Raw genomic sequence first — 15,210 nt, forward strand, 5'->3', positions numbered from 1 at the left:
CCAGCCCCGGGCCTGCAGTAACCTGTGCACCTTCCTGACAGGTACCCTTGGCCCCCATGTTCTTCCTGATCGCCTATATCAGCAGTGTCGTGCTGATCAACTACGCCTTTTCGTCTGCCCCGCATCTGGACATCATCTGGTCGGCCTGGGGCGGGTTGGTGTTTGTCCTGCGGGACATGGTGCAGACTCGTTTCGGCCACGGCGCCATCGTCGCGATGCTGGCGGCCCTGGTGCTGTCCTATGTGACCTCCGATCCGACCATCGCCCTGGCCAGTGCCACGGCATTCGCCGTCTCGGAATGCATCGACTGGCTGGTGTTCAGTATCACCAAGCGGCCCCTGCATGATCGTCTATGGATCAGCTCGGCCCTGAGCATTCCCCTGGATACCTTCATCTTCTTCGGCATGATCGATGCCTTGACCCCTGGGGTGATCCTGACCGCCCTGGGTTCGAAGTTCGCCGGTGTCACCGTGGTCTGGCTGGCCATGGCCTGGCGTTTGCGCAAAGCGGCGTGCGCCGGCTGAGCCAAAGCCCGCGCTTCATGTAAAATGCCGCTCCCCATGGGTCGCCCGCCTGGCGCTCGGCCCTCGATGATCCGCTCCTTTGAGGACCTTCAGATGACTCGTATCGGAACTCCACTGTCGCCAACCGCGACCCGCGTCTTGCTTTGTGGCTGTGGTGAGTTGGGCAAGGAGGTGGTGATCGAGCTGCAACGCCTGGGTGTCGAGGTGATTGCCGTGGACCGCTACGCCAACGCTCCGGCGATGCAGGTGGCCCATCGCAGCCACGTGATCAACATGCTTGATGGCGCGGCGCTGCGGGCCGTGATCGAAGCCGAGAAGCCGCACTTCATCGTGCCGGAAATCGAAGCCATTGCTACCGCGACCCTGGTGGAACTGGAAGCCGAGGGCTTCACCGTGATCCCCACCGCCCGGGCCACCTCCTTGACCATGAACCGCGAAGGCATCCGGCGCCTGGCCGCTGAAGAGCTGGACCTGCCGACCTCGCCGTACCATTTCGCCGACACCTTCGAAGACTATTCCAAGGCCGTGCAAGACCTGGGCTTCCCGTGCGTGGTCAAGCCGGTGATGAGTTCCTCGGGCAAGGGCCAGAGCCTGCTGCGCAGCGTCGACGACGTGCAGAAAGCCTGGGACTACGCCCAGGAAGGCGGCCGTGCCGGCAAGGGCCGGGTGATCATCGAAGGCTTTATCGACTTCGACTACGAAATCACCCTGTTGACCGTGCGTCATGTGGGCGGCACCACCTTCTGCGCGCCGGTCGGCCATCGTCAGGAAAAGGGCGACTACCAGGAATCCTGGCAGCCTCAGGCCATGAGTCCCAAAGCCCTGGCCGAATCCGAGCGGGTGGCCAAGGCTGTCACCGAGGCCCTGGGGGGCCGCGGCCTGTTTGGCGTGGAACTGTTCATCAAGGGCGACCAGGTGTGGTTCAGCGAAGTGTCGCCGCGCCCACACGACACTGGCCTGGTGACCCTGATTTCCCAGGACCTGTCCCAGTTCGCCCTGCATGCGCGGGCCATTCTCGGCTTGCCGATTCCGCTGATCCGCCAGTTCGGCCCTTCGGCTTCGGCGGTGATCCTGGTAGAAGGCACATCCACCCAGACCGCCTTCGCCAACCTCGGTGCCGCCCTGAGCGAGCCGGACACTGCGCTGCGCCTGTTCGGCAAGCCGGAAGTCAATGGCCAGCGCCGCATGGGCGTAGCCCTGGCGCGTGACGAGTCGATCGAAGCCGCCCGGGCCAAGGCGACCCGTGCTGCGCAAGCGGTGGTGGTCGAGCTGTAAAAAAGCATCGCGAGCAAGCTCGCTCCTACAGCGCCCGGATTGAACCTGTAGGAGCGAGCTTGCTCGCGAAGCGGTCGCTCAAGCGACCCGATTCAAATCGTTATTGCGCGTTTCCTTCAGGCACAGCACCGCGATCAGGCTCAGGATCGCCGCCCCTGAAACATACCCCCCAACCCAGCTCAAACCGCCCATCGCCACCAGTTTCTGGGCGAAGAACGGCGCGGCCGAAGCTCCGACGATGCCCCCCAGGTTGTACGCCGCCGAAGCGCCGGTATAACGCACGCGGGTCGGGAACAGTTCCGGCAGCAGGGCGCCCATCGGGGCGAAGGTGACCCCCATCAGGAACAGTTCGATGCACAGGAACAGCGCCACGCCGGCGGTGGAACCCTGGGTCAGCAGGGGTTCCATGGTGAAGCCGGACAGAATCGCCAGCACGCCGCCGACAATCAGCACCGGCTTGCGCCCGAAGCGGTCGCTGGCCCAGGCCGACAGAGGGGTGGCCGCGGCCATGAACAGCACGGCGAAGCACAGCAGGCCGAGGAAGGTTTCCCGGCTGTAGCCCAGGGTAGCGACGCCGTAGCTCAGGGAAAACACCGTGGAGATGTAGAACAGGGCGTAGCACACCACCATCGACGCGGCGCCCAGCAGTACCGGCAGCCAGTACTGGCTGAAGAGTTCCACCAGCGGCATCTTCACCCGTTCCTGGCGTGCCACGGCGTTGGCAAAGACCGGGGTTTCGTGCAGCTTCAGGCGCACGTACAGGCCCACCATCACCAGGGCGGCGCTGAGCAGGAAGGGAATGCGCCAGCCCCAGGAGCGGAACTGTTCGTCATCCAGGCCCATGGCCAGGGCCAGGAACAGGCCGTTGGCAGCGAGAAAACCGATGGAGGGGCCCAACTGCGGGAACATGCCGAACCAGGCGCGCTTGCCTTCCGGTGCGTTCTCCGTGGCCAGCAGCGCGGCGCCGCCCCATTCGCCACCCAACCCAAGGCCCTGGCCGAAGCGCAGCACGCAAAGCAGGATGGGCGCCCAGGCGCCGATGCTGGCGTAGCCTGGCAGTACGCCGATCAGGGTGGTGCACACGCCCATCAGCAGCAGCGAGGCAACCAGGGTCGACTTGCGTCCGATACGGTCGCCGAAGTGGCCGAACAGTGCCGAGCCCAGGGGGCGGGCAAGGAAGGCGATGCCGAAGGTCAGGAACGCCGAGAGCATCTGGGCGGTGCCGGAGGTCTGGGGAAAGAATACCGGGCCTATCACCAGTGCGGCGGCGGTGGCGTAGACGTAAAAGTCGTAGAACTCGATGGCGGTGCCGATAAAGCTGGCAGTGGCCACCCGCGAGGCGGAATTGCTCGGTTGGGCAGGCGTGGTGGCGCTGTAGGCGGTGCTGGTCGTCATGCGGTTATCCCTGACAGTCTGTGCTCCGGTGGAGCGAATTATTATGGTCGAGCACCCAGGGATGTGGGTTTGGCGCGGTCGTCCCTCGGGATGGGAGTGACGTCGAACAGAAGGGCTGGTTATCGGCAGATTTGCGCTGGGTGCGGGTAGCAAGCGGGTCTGCACAGGGCTTGGGTAAGCGGATCGATTATAGAAAGGCGGCTAACGATTCAACAAGGGGCTTGGCGGCTGCCGGGCTGGCGAGAAGGTTTTCGACCTTCAGGGGCGCCATTGGCTGCGGCGGCAGGCGATCAGATGCGGGCGGGGACGCTGCTGGTGTGCCAGATCAGTACGCGGCTGACGCGGTTTTCCTCGGTTTCGAGGATTTCCAGGCGGTAGCGGCCGATTTTCAGGCACACCGCGCTGTCGGGGATGGTTTCCAAGGCTTCGGTGACCAGGCCGTTGAGGGTCTTGGGACCGTCGCTGGGCAGGTGCCAGCCCAGGCTCTTGTTCAGCTCGCGGATCGATGCCGCACCTTCCACCACATAGCGGCCATCGGCCTGGGGGTGGATGTGCGGGTTGTCCAGGCTGTGCTCGCTTTCGAACTCGCCGACGATTTCTTCGAGGATGTCTTCCAGGGTGACGATGCCCAGCACTTCGCCGTATTCGTCCACCACCATGCCCAGGCGCCGTTGCTGCTTGTGGAAGTTGAGCAGTTGCAACTGCAACGGGGTGCTTTCCGGGACGAAGTAGGGCTCGTGGCAGGCCGCCAGCAGGGCGTCCTTGGTCAGGCTGGCGTCCGGCAGCAGGTGACGGATCTGCCGGGTGTTGAGCACCGCTTCGACCTGGTTGATATCGCTGTGGAACACCGGCAGCCGTGTGCGTCTGTTCAGGCGCAGTTGGGCGATGATGTCCTCGATCGGGTCGTCCAGGTTGATGCCGTCCACTTCGCTGCGGGGCACCAGGATGTCATTGACGGTGATGTTGTCCAGGGCGTGGATGCCGGACAGGGCGTGTGGCTCCTGTGGCGTGGGCTCGTCGTCCAGCAGCGCCGGGTCGTCGTCACTGTGCTTGACCGCGCCGGCCTTGCGGGCAAACGGGCGCAGCAGCAACTGGCTGAGGGTGTCGAGCAGCCAGGCCAGGGGATAGACGATTTTCATCGGAATGAGCAGCAGGCTGTTGCCAAAGCCCAAGGTACCTTCCGGGTAGCGCACGGCCAGGGCTCGCGGCAGGTATTCGGCCAGCACCAGCAGGGCGCAGGTGCTGATCAGGCAGGCCAGCCAGGGGCCATTTTCCGCCCAGTAGAACAGCGCCAGCAGGGTGCTGATGATCACCGCCAGGACCCGGCACAGGGTATTGCACAGGATCAGGCTTTCCTTGGGGAAGGCCAGGCGTGCCTGGGACTTGTCGCCATTGCGCGAGTTGCCGCGCAGGGTCAGCAGGTGCTGCTGGGCGGCATCGATAGCGGTGAACAGGCCCGACCAGACGATGAGCAGGGCGATTACCGCGAGCATGGGCCCGGTGGGCAGGGAATCGGTCATGGCCGGTCGTCAGATGTGCAGGATGTATTCACGAACCAGCTTGCTGCCAAAGTAGGCCAGCATCAGCAGGCAGAAACCTGCCAGGGTCCAGCGAATTGCCTTGTGCCCGCGCCAGCCGAGGCGATTGCGGCCCCATAGCAGCACGCTGAACACTACCCAGGCCAGGCAGGCCAGCAGTGTCTTGTGCACCAGGTGCTGGGCGAACAGGTTCTCGACGAACAGCCAGCCGGAGATCAGCGACAGCGACAGCAGGGTCCAGCCGGCCCAGAGAAAACCGAACAGCAGGCTTTCCATGGTTTGCAGCGGCGGGAAGTTCCTGATCAGCCCGGACGGGTGCTTGTTCTTCAACTGATGGTCCTGCACCAGCAGCAACAAGGCCTGGAACACCGCGATGGTGAACATGCCGTAGGCCAGGATCGACAACAGGATGTGGGCGAGGATCCCGGGTTCCTCATCGATCACCGGCACTGTGCCGGTGGGGACGAATTGCGCCAGTAGCGCGGTCAGGGCGCCGAGCGGGAACAGCAGTACCAGCAGGTTTTCCACCGGGATGCGCCAGCAGGCCAGCAGGGTCAGGGCGATGACTGCAGCGGCAATCAGGCTGGCGGCGCTGAAGAAGTCCAGGCCCAGGCCGACCGGAGTCAGCAAGTGGGTCAGCAGGCTGGCGGCATGGGCCAGCAAGGCCAGGATGCCGAGCGTAACCAGCAGGCGCTTGTTCGCCTTGGCGCCTGTGGCCAGGCGGGAGCCTTGGTAGAAGGTCGCAGCGGCATAAAGGACGGCGGCGGCGAGGGTGGGTAGCAAACTGGGTGACAAGGGGAGCATAAATCCTGTTAGGCAGGCCCGAAAGTCGCTGAGTTTGGCATAGAACCCAGAGCCCTGAAAGACCAGGCAAGCAGACGGCGAGGTGTCCGCCACGCACAGTCTTCGCTATAATCCGCGACCTGCCCACGCCGCAGGCTCATCGAGCACCTGTTTATTACGCTCTGGGCCGCCATTACCCCCGGTCTACCTTGGGCCTGAAAGGATCGAGCATGTTTGAAAACCTAACCGACCGTCTCTCGCAGACGCTGCGCCATGTCACCGGCAAGGCCAAGCTGACCGAGGACAACATCAAAGACACCCTGCGCGAAGTGCGCATGGCGCTGCTCGAAGCCGACGTTGCGTTGCCGGTGGTCAAGGACTTCGTCAACTCCGTGAAGGAGCGTGCGGTCGGCACCGAAGTGTCCCGCAGCCTGACGCCGGGCCAGGCTTTTGTGAAGATCGTCCAGGCCGAGCTGGAAAGCCTGATGGGCGCGGCCAACGAAGATTTGAACCTCAGCGCAGTGCCACCGGCCGTGGTGCTGATGGCCGGTCTGCAGGGTGCGGGTAAGACCACCACCGCCGGCAAGCTTGCGCGCTTCCTTAAAGAGCGCAAGAAAAAGAGCGTGATGGTGGTCTCCGCGGACGTCTACCGTCCGGCGGCTATCAAACAGCTGGAAACCCTGGCCAATGATATTGGCGTGACCTTCTTCCCATCGGACCTGAGCCAGAAGCCGGTAGCTATCGCCGAAGCGGCTATTAAGGAAGCGAAGCTCAAGTTCATCGATGTCGTGATTGTCGACACCGCCGGTCGCCTGCACATCGACAGCGAGATGATGGACGAGATCCAGGCGCTGCACGCGGCCATCAAGCCGGTGGAAACCCTGTTCGTGGTCGACGCCATGACCGGTCAGGACGCCGCCAACACCGCCAAGGCCTTTGGCGACGCGCTGCCGCTGACCGGTGTGATCCTGACCAAGGTCGACGGCGATGCCCGTGGTGGTGCCGCGCTGTCGGTGCGGGCCATTACCGGCAAGCCGATCAAGTTCATCGGTATGGGCGAGAAGAGCGAAGCCCTGGAGCCGTTCCACCCTGAGCGCATCGCTTCGCGCATCCTCGGCATGGGCGACGTGCTCAGCCTGATCGAACAGGCTGAAGCGACCCTCGACAAGGACAAGGCCGACAAGCTTGCTAAAAAACTGAAGAAGGGCAAGGGCTTCGACCTCGAAGACTTCCGCGATCAGTTGCAGCAGATGAAGAACATGGGCGGTCTCGGCGGCCTGATGGACAAGCTGCCGAACATCGGTGGCGTGAACCTGGCGCAGATGGGCAATGCCCAGGGCGCGGCAGAGAAGCAGTTCAAGCAGATGGAAGCCATCATCAACTCCATGACCCCGGCCGAGCGCCGCGACCCCGAGCTGATCAGCGGTTCGCGCAAGCGCCGGATCGCCCTGGGTTCCGGCACCCAGGTGCAGGACATCGGTCGCTTGATCAAGCAGCACAAGCAGATGCAGAAGATGATGAAGAAGTTCTCCGCCAAGGGCGGTATGGCCAAGATGATGCGCGGCATGGGCGGTATGTTGCCCGGCGGCGGCATGCCGAAGATCTGAAGAATCCGCGCCGGCCGTCATGCCGGCGCTTTTTCCACGGGGACGTGGAATCCCGGGCAAACCCTCGATTGGGGTGCGCTCACTCGCTGTCGCTTGCGGCAGCTCCATGGCAAATCTGAATGGCAGCCGACGGGCGCCGGAAAAAGTCATTTGCAAAAGTCCGGATATTCCTTAGAATATGCGGCCTTTCGGGCACCCATGCCCGCTGTGCATTTAGATTTGCAGCACCGACTACAGGAACGATGTTCACATGCTAACAATCCGTCTTGCCCTTGGCGGCTCCAAAAAGCGCCCGTTTTACCACTTGACCGTGACCGACAGCCGCAACCCACGCGACGGTTCGCACAAAGAACAAGTTGGCTTCTTCAACCCGATCGCTCGTGGTCAAGAAGTCCGCCTGTCCGTGAACCAAGAGCGCGTAGCCTACTGGCTGAGCGTTGGTGCACAGCCTTCTGAGCGTGTTGCTCAGTTGCTGAAGGAATCGGCTAAGGCTGCAGCCTGAACCCTATGAACGCGACGCCAGCTCCTGCTGATGATTTGATCGTTATCGGCAAAATCTACTCTGTTCATGGCGTTCGCGGCGAAGTGAAGGTCTTTTCCTTTACTGATCCGATTAAAAACCTGTTGGACTACAAAACCTGGACGCTCAAGCGCGAAGGTAGCGTGAAGCAGGTTGAGCTGGTCAGCGGACGCGGGAACGACAAGTTCCTGGTCGCAAAGCTCAAGGGTCTTGATGATCGCGAGGAAGCTCGTCTTCTGGCCGGTTACGAGATCTGCGTGCCGCGCAGCCTGTTCCCTGAACTGACCGACGGCGAGTACTACTGGTACCAGCTGCAAGGTCTCAAGGTTATCGACGGCCTCGGGCAACTGCTCGGGAAGATCGATCACCTGCTGGAGACCGGCTCGAACGATGTAATGGTGGTCAAGCCTTGCGCTGGCAGCCTGGATGATCGCGAACGCCTGTTGCCCTATACCGAGCAATGCGTGTTGGCCGTCGACCTGGCCGCGGGCGAGATGAAGGTGGAATGGGATGCGGACTTCTAAGCGTGGCTAACTTGCGCGTAGAAGTGATCAGTTTGTTTCCCGAGATGTTCTCCGCCATCAGCGAGTACGGCATAACCAGCCGCGCGGTGAAACAGGGGCTGTTGCAGCTGACCTGTTGGAATCCGCGAGACTACACCACGGATCGACATCACACTGTGGACGATCGCCCGTTTGGCGGTGGTCCGGGCATGGTGATGAAGATCAAGCCCCTGGAAGATGCACTGGTTCAGGCCAGAAACGCAGCCGGGGAGGGCGCGAAGGTGATCTACCTGTCGCCCCAAGGCCGCCAACTGAATCAGTCGGCGGTGCGCGAGTTGGCGAATGAGGATGCATTGATCCTGATTGCTGGTCGTTATGAAGGCATTGACGAGCGTTTTATTGATGCTCATGTCGATGAAGAGTGGTCGATTGGCGACTATGTACTCTCCGGTGGCGAGCTGCCGGCGATGGTCCTGATTGATGCGGTTACGCGACTGCTGCCCGGAGCTTTAGGGCATGTGGATTCCGCGGAGGAAGATTCCTTCACGGACGGTCTGCTGGATTGCCCGCACTACACCCGACCGGAGGTGTATGCGGATCAGCGTGTTCCCGACGTGTTGCTAAGTGGCAACCACGCACACATCCGGCGTTGGCGTTTACAGCAGTCCCTTGGTCGGACCTATGAACGACGCGCCGATCTTCTGGAAAGCCGCTCGCTTTCTGGAGAAGAGAAGAAGCTGCTCGAGGAATATCTCCGCGAGCGGGACGATAGTTAACAACGTATCGATGGTAGATCCGACGATTTACCTTAGGAGCACAGCATGACCAACAAAATCATCCTTGCACTCGAAGCAGAGCAGATGACCAAAGAGATCCCAGCCTTTGCCCCGGGCGACACCATTGTCGTTCAGGTGAAAGTGAAGGAAGGTGATCGTTCCCGTCTGCAGGCGTTCGAAGGCGTAGTTATCGCCAAGCGCAACCGCGGTGTGAACAGCGCGTTCACCGTACGTAAAATCTCCAACGGCGTTGGCGTAGAGCGTACTTTCCAGACCTACAGCCCGCAGATCGACAGCATGGCTGTCAAGCGTCGCGGTGACGTGCGTAAAGCCAAGCTGTACTACCTGCGCGACCTGTCGGGTAAAGCAGCTCGCATCAAGGAAAAACTGGCTTAAGTCCAGCTTCCGATGCAGAAAAAAGCAGCCTACGGGCTGCTTTTTTGTTGCCTGTCATTTAATGCCCGGAGCGGTTCAGCAGGGCGCAGACCGTGTTGGCGATCCGTTCCAGCAGTACCTCGTCATAAGGCAGCCAGGGCACGGCGGTCAATTTGCCGCTTTGCGCCGCCAGGGCCATCTCCACGGGTTCGCCATCGCGTGTCACGCGCCCGGTGGCCAGATGCACCGCATGGTCGCCGATGCGGGCATGGCGCCCCTCCATCGACAACACCCCCTGCTCGATAAGTGGGGCGAAAGCCCTGCCCAGCACGTGCTGGCGCATCAGAGCCATCTGGGTGAGGTTGTGCCCGGCCAGCAGGTTCAGGCGTTGCTCGCGCCTGGTGGCCGGCATTTGCGGCAGGGGCTGGCCGGTGGCGCTTTGTGCCAGCTCTTCGATGGCGAAACTGCTGACGCTCACCAGCAGGTCGATGGCCCGGCAGGCTTCTGAAAACACCTGCGGCGGCACATCCTGCAGCAGCATCGGCTGCCAGTGTTTATCGGTGCGCCGAGCGAAGCTTGCGCTGCCGGACAGGCAGTGCCCCTGCAGCCCCGGATAGAGTGCCGCGTCCACCGCAAAGCTCACCCGGATATCCCCCAGGTTCCGGCTCAGGCCGCTGTCCCTGTCGATCTTCCAGCCTTCGCGGCGGGCCAGGCCGATCAGGGGGCGGATGGACAGGCTGTATCCGGCGAATGCCTGGCAGGTGTGGCTTTCCAGCTCTTGCTGAGAGGGCAGGTAGTACTCGCGAAACACTTGGCGCAGCGGTTGTTTGATCCGGCGTTCGCTGATCAGGGCCTGCCAGGCGTGGCGCTCTGCGGCGTTGGCTGACAGTGGGTGCCATAGCGAAATCCTGCACCCGGCATCCAGGCTCAGCGGTTGGCCCCGGGAGTCTAGCGCTTGCGCATTTGCGTCCAGCAGGAAGCTGCGGTGTTGGCCATCTGTGCAATGGGCAACCCAAACCAGTGAGCGGGCAAAGGGCGAGCCCACGGCGGAGTCCGCCAGTTGCGCTCGCCAGTCGCTGAAAGACAACTCAAAGGCTTGCCACAGCCCGGATTCCAGGCAACTGGCCAGAAGCCCGTGCTGGGCCTTGCCGGGCGTGCTGGTGGGGGCCAGGCGCAGGGCGATCTCGGGGCGTTGGGCCAGGCCGCGTTCGGCAGGTTTGAGGTTGCGGGCGAGTTTTTTCTGGATGCTGGCATGGCGCACCAGGCCCAGGGCACTGCGCAGTGCCTGCACGCTTTCCGGGGTTGGTACCTGCTCGATGCAATGCCCCAGGGCAATGGCCAGGGACTGCGACGGCGCAGTCTTGGCCTGGGTCGGGGCGACGCAGGCCTTGGGCAGCAAAATGTCCATCAGTGGCGGCAGCCAGGAGGCATCGCGCAGCAGGGCGACCCGCGCGGCGCGGGCGATCACCGGAGTGTCGTCGGTGGTAAAGGCGCCATCGGCCACATAGGGCGTGGCGCCGCTGTGGATGGCGTCCAGGCGCTGGGCTGCGGTATTGATGATCTGCTGTGAGAATTCGACGTACGCCGCGTCATCCATCAGCACCCTGGCCGGATCGGCGCTCAGGTGATGATGGCCGGTCCAGTACTCGCTGCCGGCCAGGGCCTGCCGTGAGCGAGGCTCCAGTTGCCCAAGCAGTTCGAACTCCTGCCGGGCGTAGGGCGCATCGGCGTAGTGTTGTTCCACGCAACGCCGCAGAGCCATGCGGGTTTCTTCATCCACCCATTGCGCCAGCACGTACGCCTGGTGGTAGTACAGCGCCCACTGTGGGCCCGGTTCCGCAAGGATCCTGCGCAGTTCCTCGGTCAGGGCGGAGCTCGGTGTTCCGCTGAAACAGGCCAATTGTTCCAGCGCTTCCTGCCAGTTCACGCAACTGCGCAGCGCCTCCAGCAGGGTGGTTTGATCGAGGGCCGGGCTCAGCTCCAGTTGCGTGGCCTGTTGCACGATCGCGGTCGCCAGTTGCTGTGCCGCCGGGTTGGCATGGTCGCGCAGGGCCCGGCGGATGGCCGGCCACAGGCTGCCCAATTGAGCGGGCGTCAATGGGCTGATGTCGGGCGGCGGGCCGATGAAGTTCGGATGATCCACTCGGTCGGGGTTCAGGCGTTGTTGCAGGTGTGCGACGAGCGAAGGCGCGAGCGGGGCATCCATGGCGGCGGGTCTCCTTTTTCAGTGCGCGGATAATCGCATTTTTTATCGCCGGTTGTGGCCTCTGGCCCCTGGCGGGTTCTTTCGGCCCCTGCCGGGCGGCGATATACTCGCCGGCCCAATAAAGTGTGATCGCCCGATCCGTGCAGCCCGCACGGACGCCCAGGGTGCGTCGCATCCTCCCGGCAATCCTGGCCTGGTTCTATCCACAGGCGGGCCGCCCCGATTATTCCCATCCAGCCTTGGGTCGCTGCCCTGCAGCGCTCATGGGCGTGCCATGCCCGCAGCGTGCCCGTGCGCGGATCCATCCATTCAGGCAGTAGTCCGATGACCCTTCGTGAGCAAGAAATCCAGCGCCGTACCGAACTCTCGGTGACCCGCGTGACCAAGGCGGTATTCCCGTCCACCACCAATCATCACAACACCCTGTTCGGCGGCACTGCCCTGGCCTGGATGGACGAGGTTTCGTTTATCGCCGCGACCCGTTTCTGCCGGCTGCCGCTGGTGACGGTGTCCACCGACCGCATTGATTTCAACCATCCGATTGCCGCAGGTTCGATCGTCGAATTGGTGGGACGAGTGGTGAAGGTGGGTAACACCAGCCTCAAGGTCGAAGTCGAGGTGTTTGTAGAGAGCATGAGCTGTGATGGTCGGGAAAAGGCCATCCATGGCTTGTTCAGCTTTGTCGCCATCGACGATGACAAGCGCCCGGTGCCGGTGCTTCCAGGGTTTGCGACGTAGGAGCCGGCGTGCCGGCGAATAAGCCATCGGGCCTCTTCGCTGGCAAACCAGTTCCTGCAAGGGGGAGCGTTACAGGGACTCGGGCTGGATCAGGGCCAGCAGCGTCCAGCCTGCCGCCGGCTTGAGGCTGCTGTCTGGGGTGACGACATGCACCCAGCCGCTACTGTCGCGGGCAAACAGCAGGGTGGCGCGTTCGCCGTGCAGGGCCTGGTAATCGTCCCAGCCAAAGGCTTCGGTCAGGTTGGTGCTGTACAGCTCCGCGCCCTGGCCCAGCAGGCTGGCCAGCTTGGTGTAGGTCAAGGCCTCGTTGCCCAGCAACTGGCCGCGGTGTTCGTGGCTGGCCCGGTGCTTGTCGGTGCGCCGGCTTTCCTGGCTGTTGGCCAGGGCGAACAGGCGCTGGTGGCCGAAGTCGTGGCGAAAGCGCATGGCGGCCAGGGTGTTCAGCTCTCCTGAGGGCGAGAGTGCAAGCAAGTGGCCCAGGCCCACCAGGTCCAGATGGGCATCGGCGTGCTGCGAGGCCGGGTTGCCGAAATAGGTGGGCAGCCCTTCCATGCGCGCCGCGCGAATGTTTTCCCAGCTGGAGTCGGTCAACAGCACCCGGCTGCCCAGTTGCTGCAAGGCTTTGCCAAGGGTCCGTGCCGGGCCGTTGGCGCCGACGATGAGAAAGCCGCTGGGCGCCGGCTCGGCGACTTTCAACAGGCGCGCCAGGGGGCGAGCCGTGGCGCTTTGCAGGACCACGGTGCCGATGATCACGGCAAAGGTCAGTGGCACCAGCAGCAATGCCCCCTCATGACCGGCTTCATCCAGGCGGATGGCGAAGATCGCTGACACTGCTGCCGCAACAATCCCCCGTGGGGCTATCCACGCCAGCAAGGCGCGTTCACGCCAGTTGAGGTTGGAACCGGCCGTGGACAGCAGCACGTTCAGTGGCCGGGCGATGAACTGGATCACCAGCAGCAGGATCAGCACCAGCGGGCCCAGGGCAATCAGCGCCTTGAGGTCCAGGCGTGCCGCCAGGAGGATGAACAGCCCGGAAATCAGCAGCACGCTGAGGTTTTCCTTGAAGTGCAGGATGTGCCGCACATCCACGCCCTTCATGTTGGCCATCCACATGCCCATCAGGGTCACCGCCAGCAGCCCGGATTCGTGCATCACCTGGTTGGACGCGATGAAGATTCCCAGCACTGCCGCCAGGGTTGCCAGGTTGTGCAGGTATTCCGGCAGCCACTGGCGACGCATGATGCTGCCCAGGACCCAGCCGCCGGCGATGCCGAACAGGCTGCCGCACAGAATCACCCCGCCAAAGGTCAGCAGGCTCTGGCTCAGACCGGCGCCCTCGGCGCTGGCGATGATGAAGCTGTAGACCACCACCGCCAGCAGGGCGCCGATAGGGTCGATGACGATGCCTTCCCAGCGCAGGATATTGGCGATCGAAGCCTTGGGCCGCACTACCCGCAGCATGGGCACGATCACCGTCGGTCCGGTGACCAGGGTCAGGGTGCCGAACAGCAGGGCCAGCATCCAGTCGAAGCCCAGCAGCCAGTGGGTGGCCAGGGTGATCACGGCCCAGGTGGACAGTGCGCCGATGGTCACCAGGCGGTGCACCACACTGCCGATCTCGCGCCACTCGGAGAGGTGCAGGGTCAGGCTGCCTTCGAACAGGATCAGCGCCACCGCCAGCGAAACCAGGGGCATCAGCAGCGGGCCGAACATCTCCTGCGGGTCGAGCCAGCCCAGTATCGGCCCGGCCAGAATGCCGCTGAGCAACAGAAAGAGAATGGCCGGCAGTTTCAGCCTCCAGGCCAGCCACTGGCAGCCCAGCGCGGCCACGCCGATGCCGCCGAAGGCCAGCAGAATCTGTTGTTCACTCATCAATGCACCCTGTTCCTGAAAATGGCTGGCTATGAAAGACTAGCGACCCTGCGCGCAGTTCACTATTTTTTTACGCCTGGCCTCTGGGCCGCGCCTTTCGAGTCTTTATGCCTGCCATCGACCACCCCCTGATCGACCGTTTTCTCGACGCCCTGTGGTTGGAGAAAGGCCTGTCCGACAACACGCGCGACGCCTATCGCAGTGACCTGGCGTTGTTCAACGGCTGGTTGCAGGAGCAGGGGCTGGAGTTGCCGCGGGCCGGGCGCGAGCTGATCCTCGATCACCTGGCCTGGCGCGTGGAGCAAGCCTACAAGCCCCGCTCGACAGCGCGATTCCTCTCGGGCGTGCGTGGTTTCTATCGCTATCTGCTGCGGGAAAAGCTGATTGAAATCGATCCCACCTTGCAGATCGACATGCCGCAACTGGGGCGTCCGTTGCCCAAGTCGCTGTCGGAGGCGGATGTGGAAGCGCTGCTGGCCGCGCCGGACCTGAGCGAGGCCATCGGCCAGCGCGACCGGGCCATGCTCGAAGTGCTCTATGCCTGCGGCCTGCGGGTTACCGAGCTGATCAGCCTGACCCTGGAGCAGGTCAACCTGCGCCAGGGCGTGCTGCGGGTCATGGGCAAGGGCAGCAAGGAGCGCCTGGTGCCCATGGGCGAGGAGGCGATTGTCTGGGTCGAGCGCTACATGCGTGATGCTCGTGCCGAGCTGCTGGGCGGGCGCCCCAGCGACGTGCTGTTCCCCAGCCTGCGTGGCGAGCAGATGACCCGCCAGACCTTCTGGCATCGGATCAAGCACCAGGCCAAGGTCGCCGGGATCGGCAAGGCGCTGTCGCCCCACACCTTGCGCCATGCCTTCGCTACCCATCTGCTCAATCACGGCGCCGACCTGCGAGTGGTGCAGATGCTGTTGGGCCATAGCGATCTGTCCACCACCCAGATCTATACCCATGTGGCCCGCGCCCGGCTGCAGGATCTGCACGCCAAGCACCATCCGCGCGGTTGATTTGCCTTCCGGGCCGCGCTTTGCGTCGCCCGTAGTCGGTGCCGGCAAACAGATGTGATAGGCTTTGCCGGTTTGCAAAACGGCTGTTTGCGAG

Annotated in this window: 14 protein-coding genes; 9 read left to right on the top strand and 5 right to left on the bottom strand. The window is 63.2% G+C overall.

The genetic code is table 11. The features are described 5' to 3' along the window. The first annotated feature begins 56 nt into the window (after positions 1–56). Both AC1RGE_RS12820 and purT read left to right on the top strand, forming a co-directional pair. On the top strand, positions 57–524 hold the full coding sequence (locus tag AC1RGE_RS12820) for a hypothetical protein (protein WP_015634275.1): 468 nt from the start codon (positions 57–59) through the stop codon (positions 522–524). A 93-nt stretch (positions 525–617) separates the two neighbouring features. Then, positions 618–1,799 carry a formate-dependent phosphoribosylglycinamide formyltransferase gene (gene purT, locus AC1RGE_RS12825; RefSeq protein ID WP_015634276.1) on the top strand — a complete coding sequence of 394 codons (1,182 nt, stop codon included), beginning with the start codon at positions 618–620 and terminating at the stop codon, positions 1,797–1,799. Between the two features lie 78 nt (positions 1,800–1,877). Here purT and AC1RGE_RS12830 read toward each other — a convergent pair whose 3' ends face one another. From AC1RGE_RS12830 to AC1RGE_RS12840, 3 genes are all read right to left on the bottom strand, one after another. After that, complete coding sequence (locus AC1RGE_RS12830; protein WP_072443094.1) at positions 1,878–3,194, bottom strand: MFS transporter; 1,317 nt, start codon at positions 3,192–3,194, stop codon at positions 1,878–1,880. A gap of 290 nt (positions 3,195–3,484) precedes the next feature. Beyond that, positions 3,485–4,714: a transporter associated domain-containing protein gene (locus tag AC1RGE_RS12835; RefSeq protein WP_053156496.1), complete on the bottom strand. Its 1,230-nt coding sequence runs from the start codon at positions 4,712–4,714 to the stop codon at positions 3,485–3,487. A 9-nt stretch (positions 4,715–4,723) separates the two neighbouring features. Continuing rightward, the gene (locus AC1RGE_RS12840; protein WP_011059442.1) at positions 4,724–5,536 is read right to left on the bottom strand and encodes a cytochrome C assembly family protein; all 813 of its coding nucleotides are present in this window, start codon (positions 5,534–5,536) and stop codon (positions 4,724–4,726) included. 209 nt (positions 5,537–5,745) lie between these two features. Between AC1RGE_RS12840 and ffh the strand changes: the two genes are divergently transcribed. The 5 genes from ffh (at position 5,746) to rplS (ending at position 9,317) form a co-directional block, all read left to right on the top strand. Then, positions 5,746–7,122 carry a signal recognition particle protein gene (gene ffh, locus AC1RGE_RS12845; RefSeq protein WP_011059443.1) on the top strand — a complete coding sequence of 459 codons (1,377 nt, stop codon included), beginning with the start codon at positions 5,746–5,748 and terminating at the stop codon, positions 7,120–7,122. Between the two features lie 250 nt (positions 7,123–7,372). Then, on the top strand, positions 7,373–7,624 hold the full coding sequence (gene rpsP / locus AC1RGE_RS12850; protein ID WP_007927680.1) for a 30S ribosomal protein S16: 252 nt from the start codon (positions 7,373–7,375) through the stop codon (positions 7,622–7,624). 5 nt (positions 7,625–7,629) lie between these two features. Beyond that, positions 7,630–8,166 carry a ribosome maturation factor RimM gene (gene rimM / locus AC1RGE_RS12855; protein WP_011059444.1) on the top strand — a complete coding sequence of 179 codons (537 nt, stop codon included), beginning with the start codon at positions 7,630–7,632 and terminating at the stop codon, positions 8,164–8,166. Further along, positions 8,148–8,921, top strand: a complete 774-nt coding sequence (gene trmD / locus AC1RGE_RS12860) for a tRNA (guanosine(37)-N1)-methyltransferase TrmD (RefSeq protein WP_019094770.1) — start codon at positions 8,148–8,150, stop codon at positions 8,919–8,921. Before rimM ends, trmD begins: the two co-directional genes overlap by 19 nt. A gap of 45 nt (positions 8,922–8,966) precedes the next feature. Then, complete coding sequence (rplS, locus tag AC1RGE_RS12865) at positions 8,967–9,317, top strand: 50S ribosomal protein L19 (RefSeq protein WP_009047143.1); 351 nt, start codon at positions 8,967–8,969, stop codon at positions 9,315–9,317. 58 nt (positions 9,318–9,375) lie between these two features. Here the strand turns inward: rplS and AC1RGE_RS12870 are convergent, their stop codons facing one another. Beyond that, on the bottom strand, positions 9,376–11,502 hold the full coding sequence (locus AC1RGE_RS12870) for a DUF4132 domain-containing protein (RefSeq protein WP_492584401.1): 2,127 nt from the start codon (positions 11,500–11,502) through the stop codon (positions 9,376–9,378). Between the two features lie 324 nt (positions 11,503–11,826). Between AC1RGE_RS12870 and AC1RGE_RS12875 the strand changes: the two genes are divergently transcribed. Then, positions 11,827–12,240 carry an acyl-CoA thioesterase gene (locus AC1RGE_RS12875; RefSeq protein ID WP_019094772.1) on the top strand — a complete coding sequence of 138 codons (414 nt, stop codon included), beginning with the start codon at positions 11,827–11,829 and terminating at the stop codon, positions 12,238–12,240. Positions 12,241–12,309: 69 nt separating this feature from the next. Here the strand turns inward: AC1RGE_RS12875 and AC1RGE_RS12880 are convergent, their stop codons facing one another. Next, positions 12,310–14,112, bottom strand: a complete 1,803-nt coding sequence (locus AC1RGE_RS12880; protein WP_492584403.1) for a cation:proton antiporter — start codon at positions 14,110–14,112, stop codon at positions 12,310–12,312. Positions 14,113–14,219: 107 nt separating this feature from the next. On the opposite strand from AC1RGE_RS12880, the gene xerD reads away from it, so the two are divergent. Then, entirely contained in the window at positions 14,220–15,116 is an 897-nt protein-coding gene (gene xerD / locus AC1RGE_RS12885; protein WP_011059449.1) for a site-specific tyrosine recombinase XerD, read from the top strand. Positions 15,117–15,210 lie beyond the last annotated feature (94 nt).

The sequence above is a fragment of the Pseudomonas sp. GW823-FHT02C05 genome, from assembly GCF_058797595.1.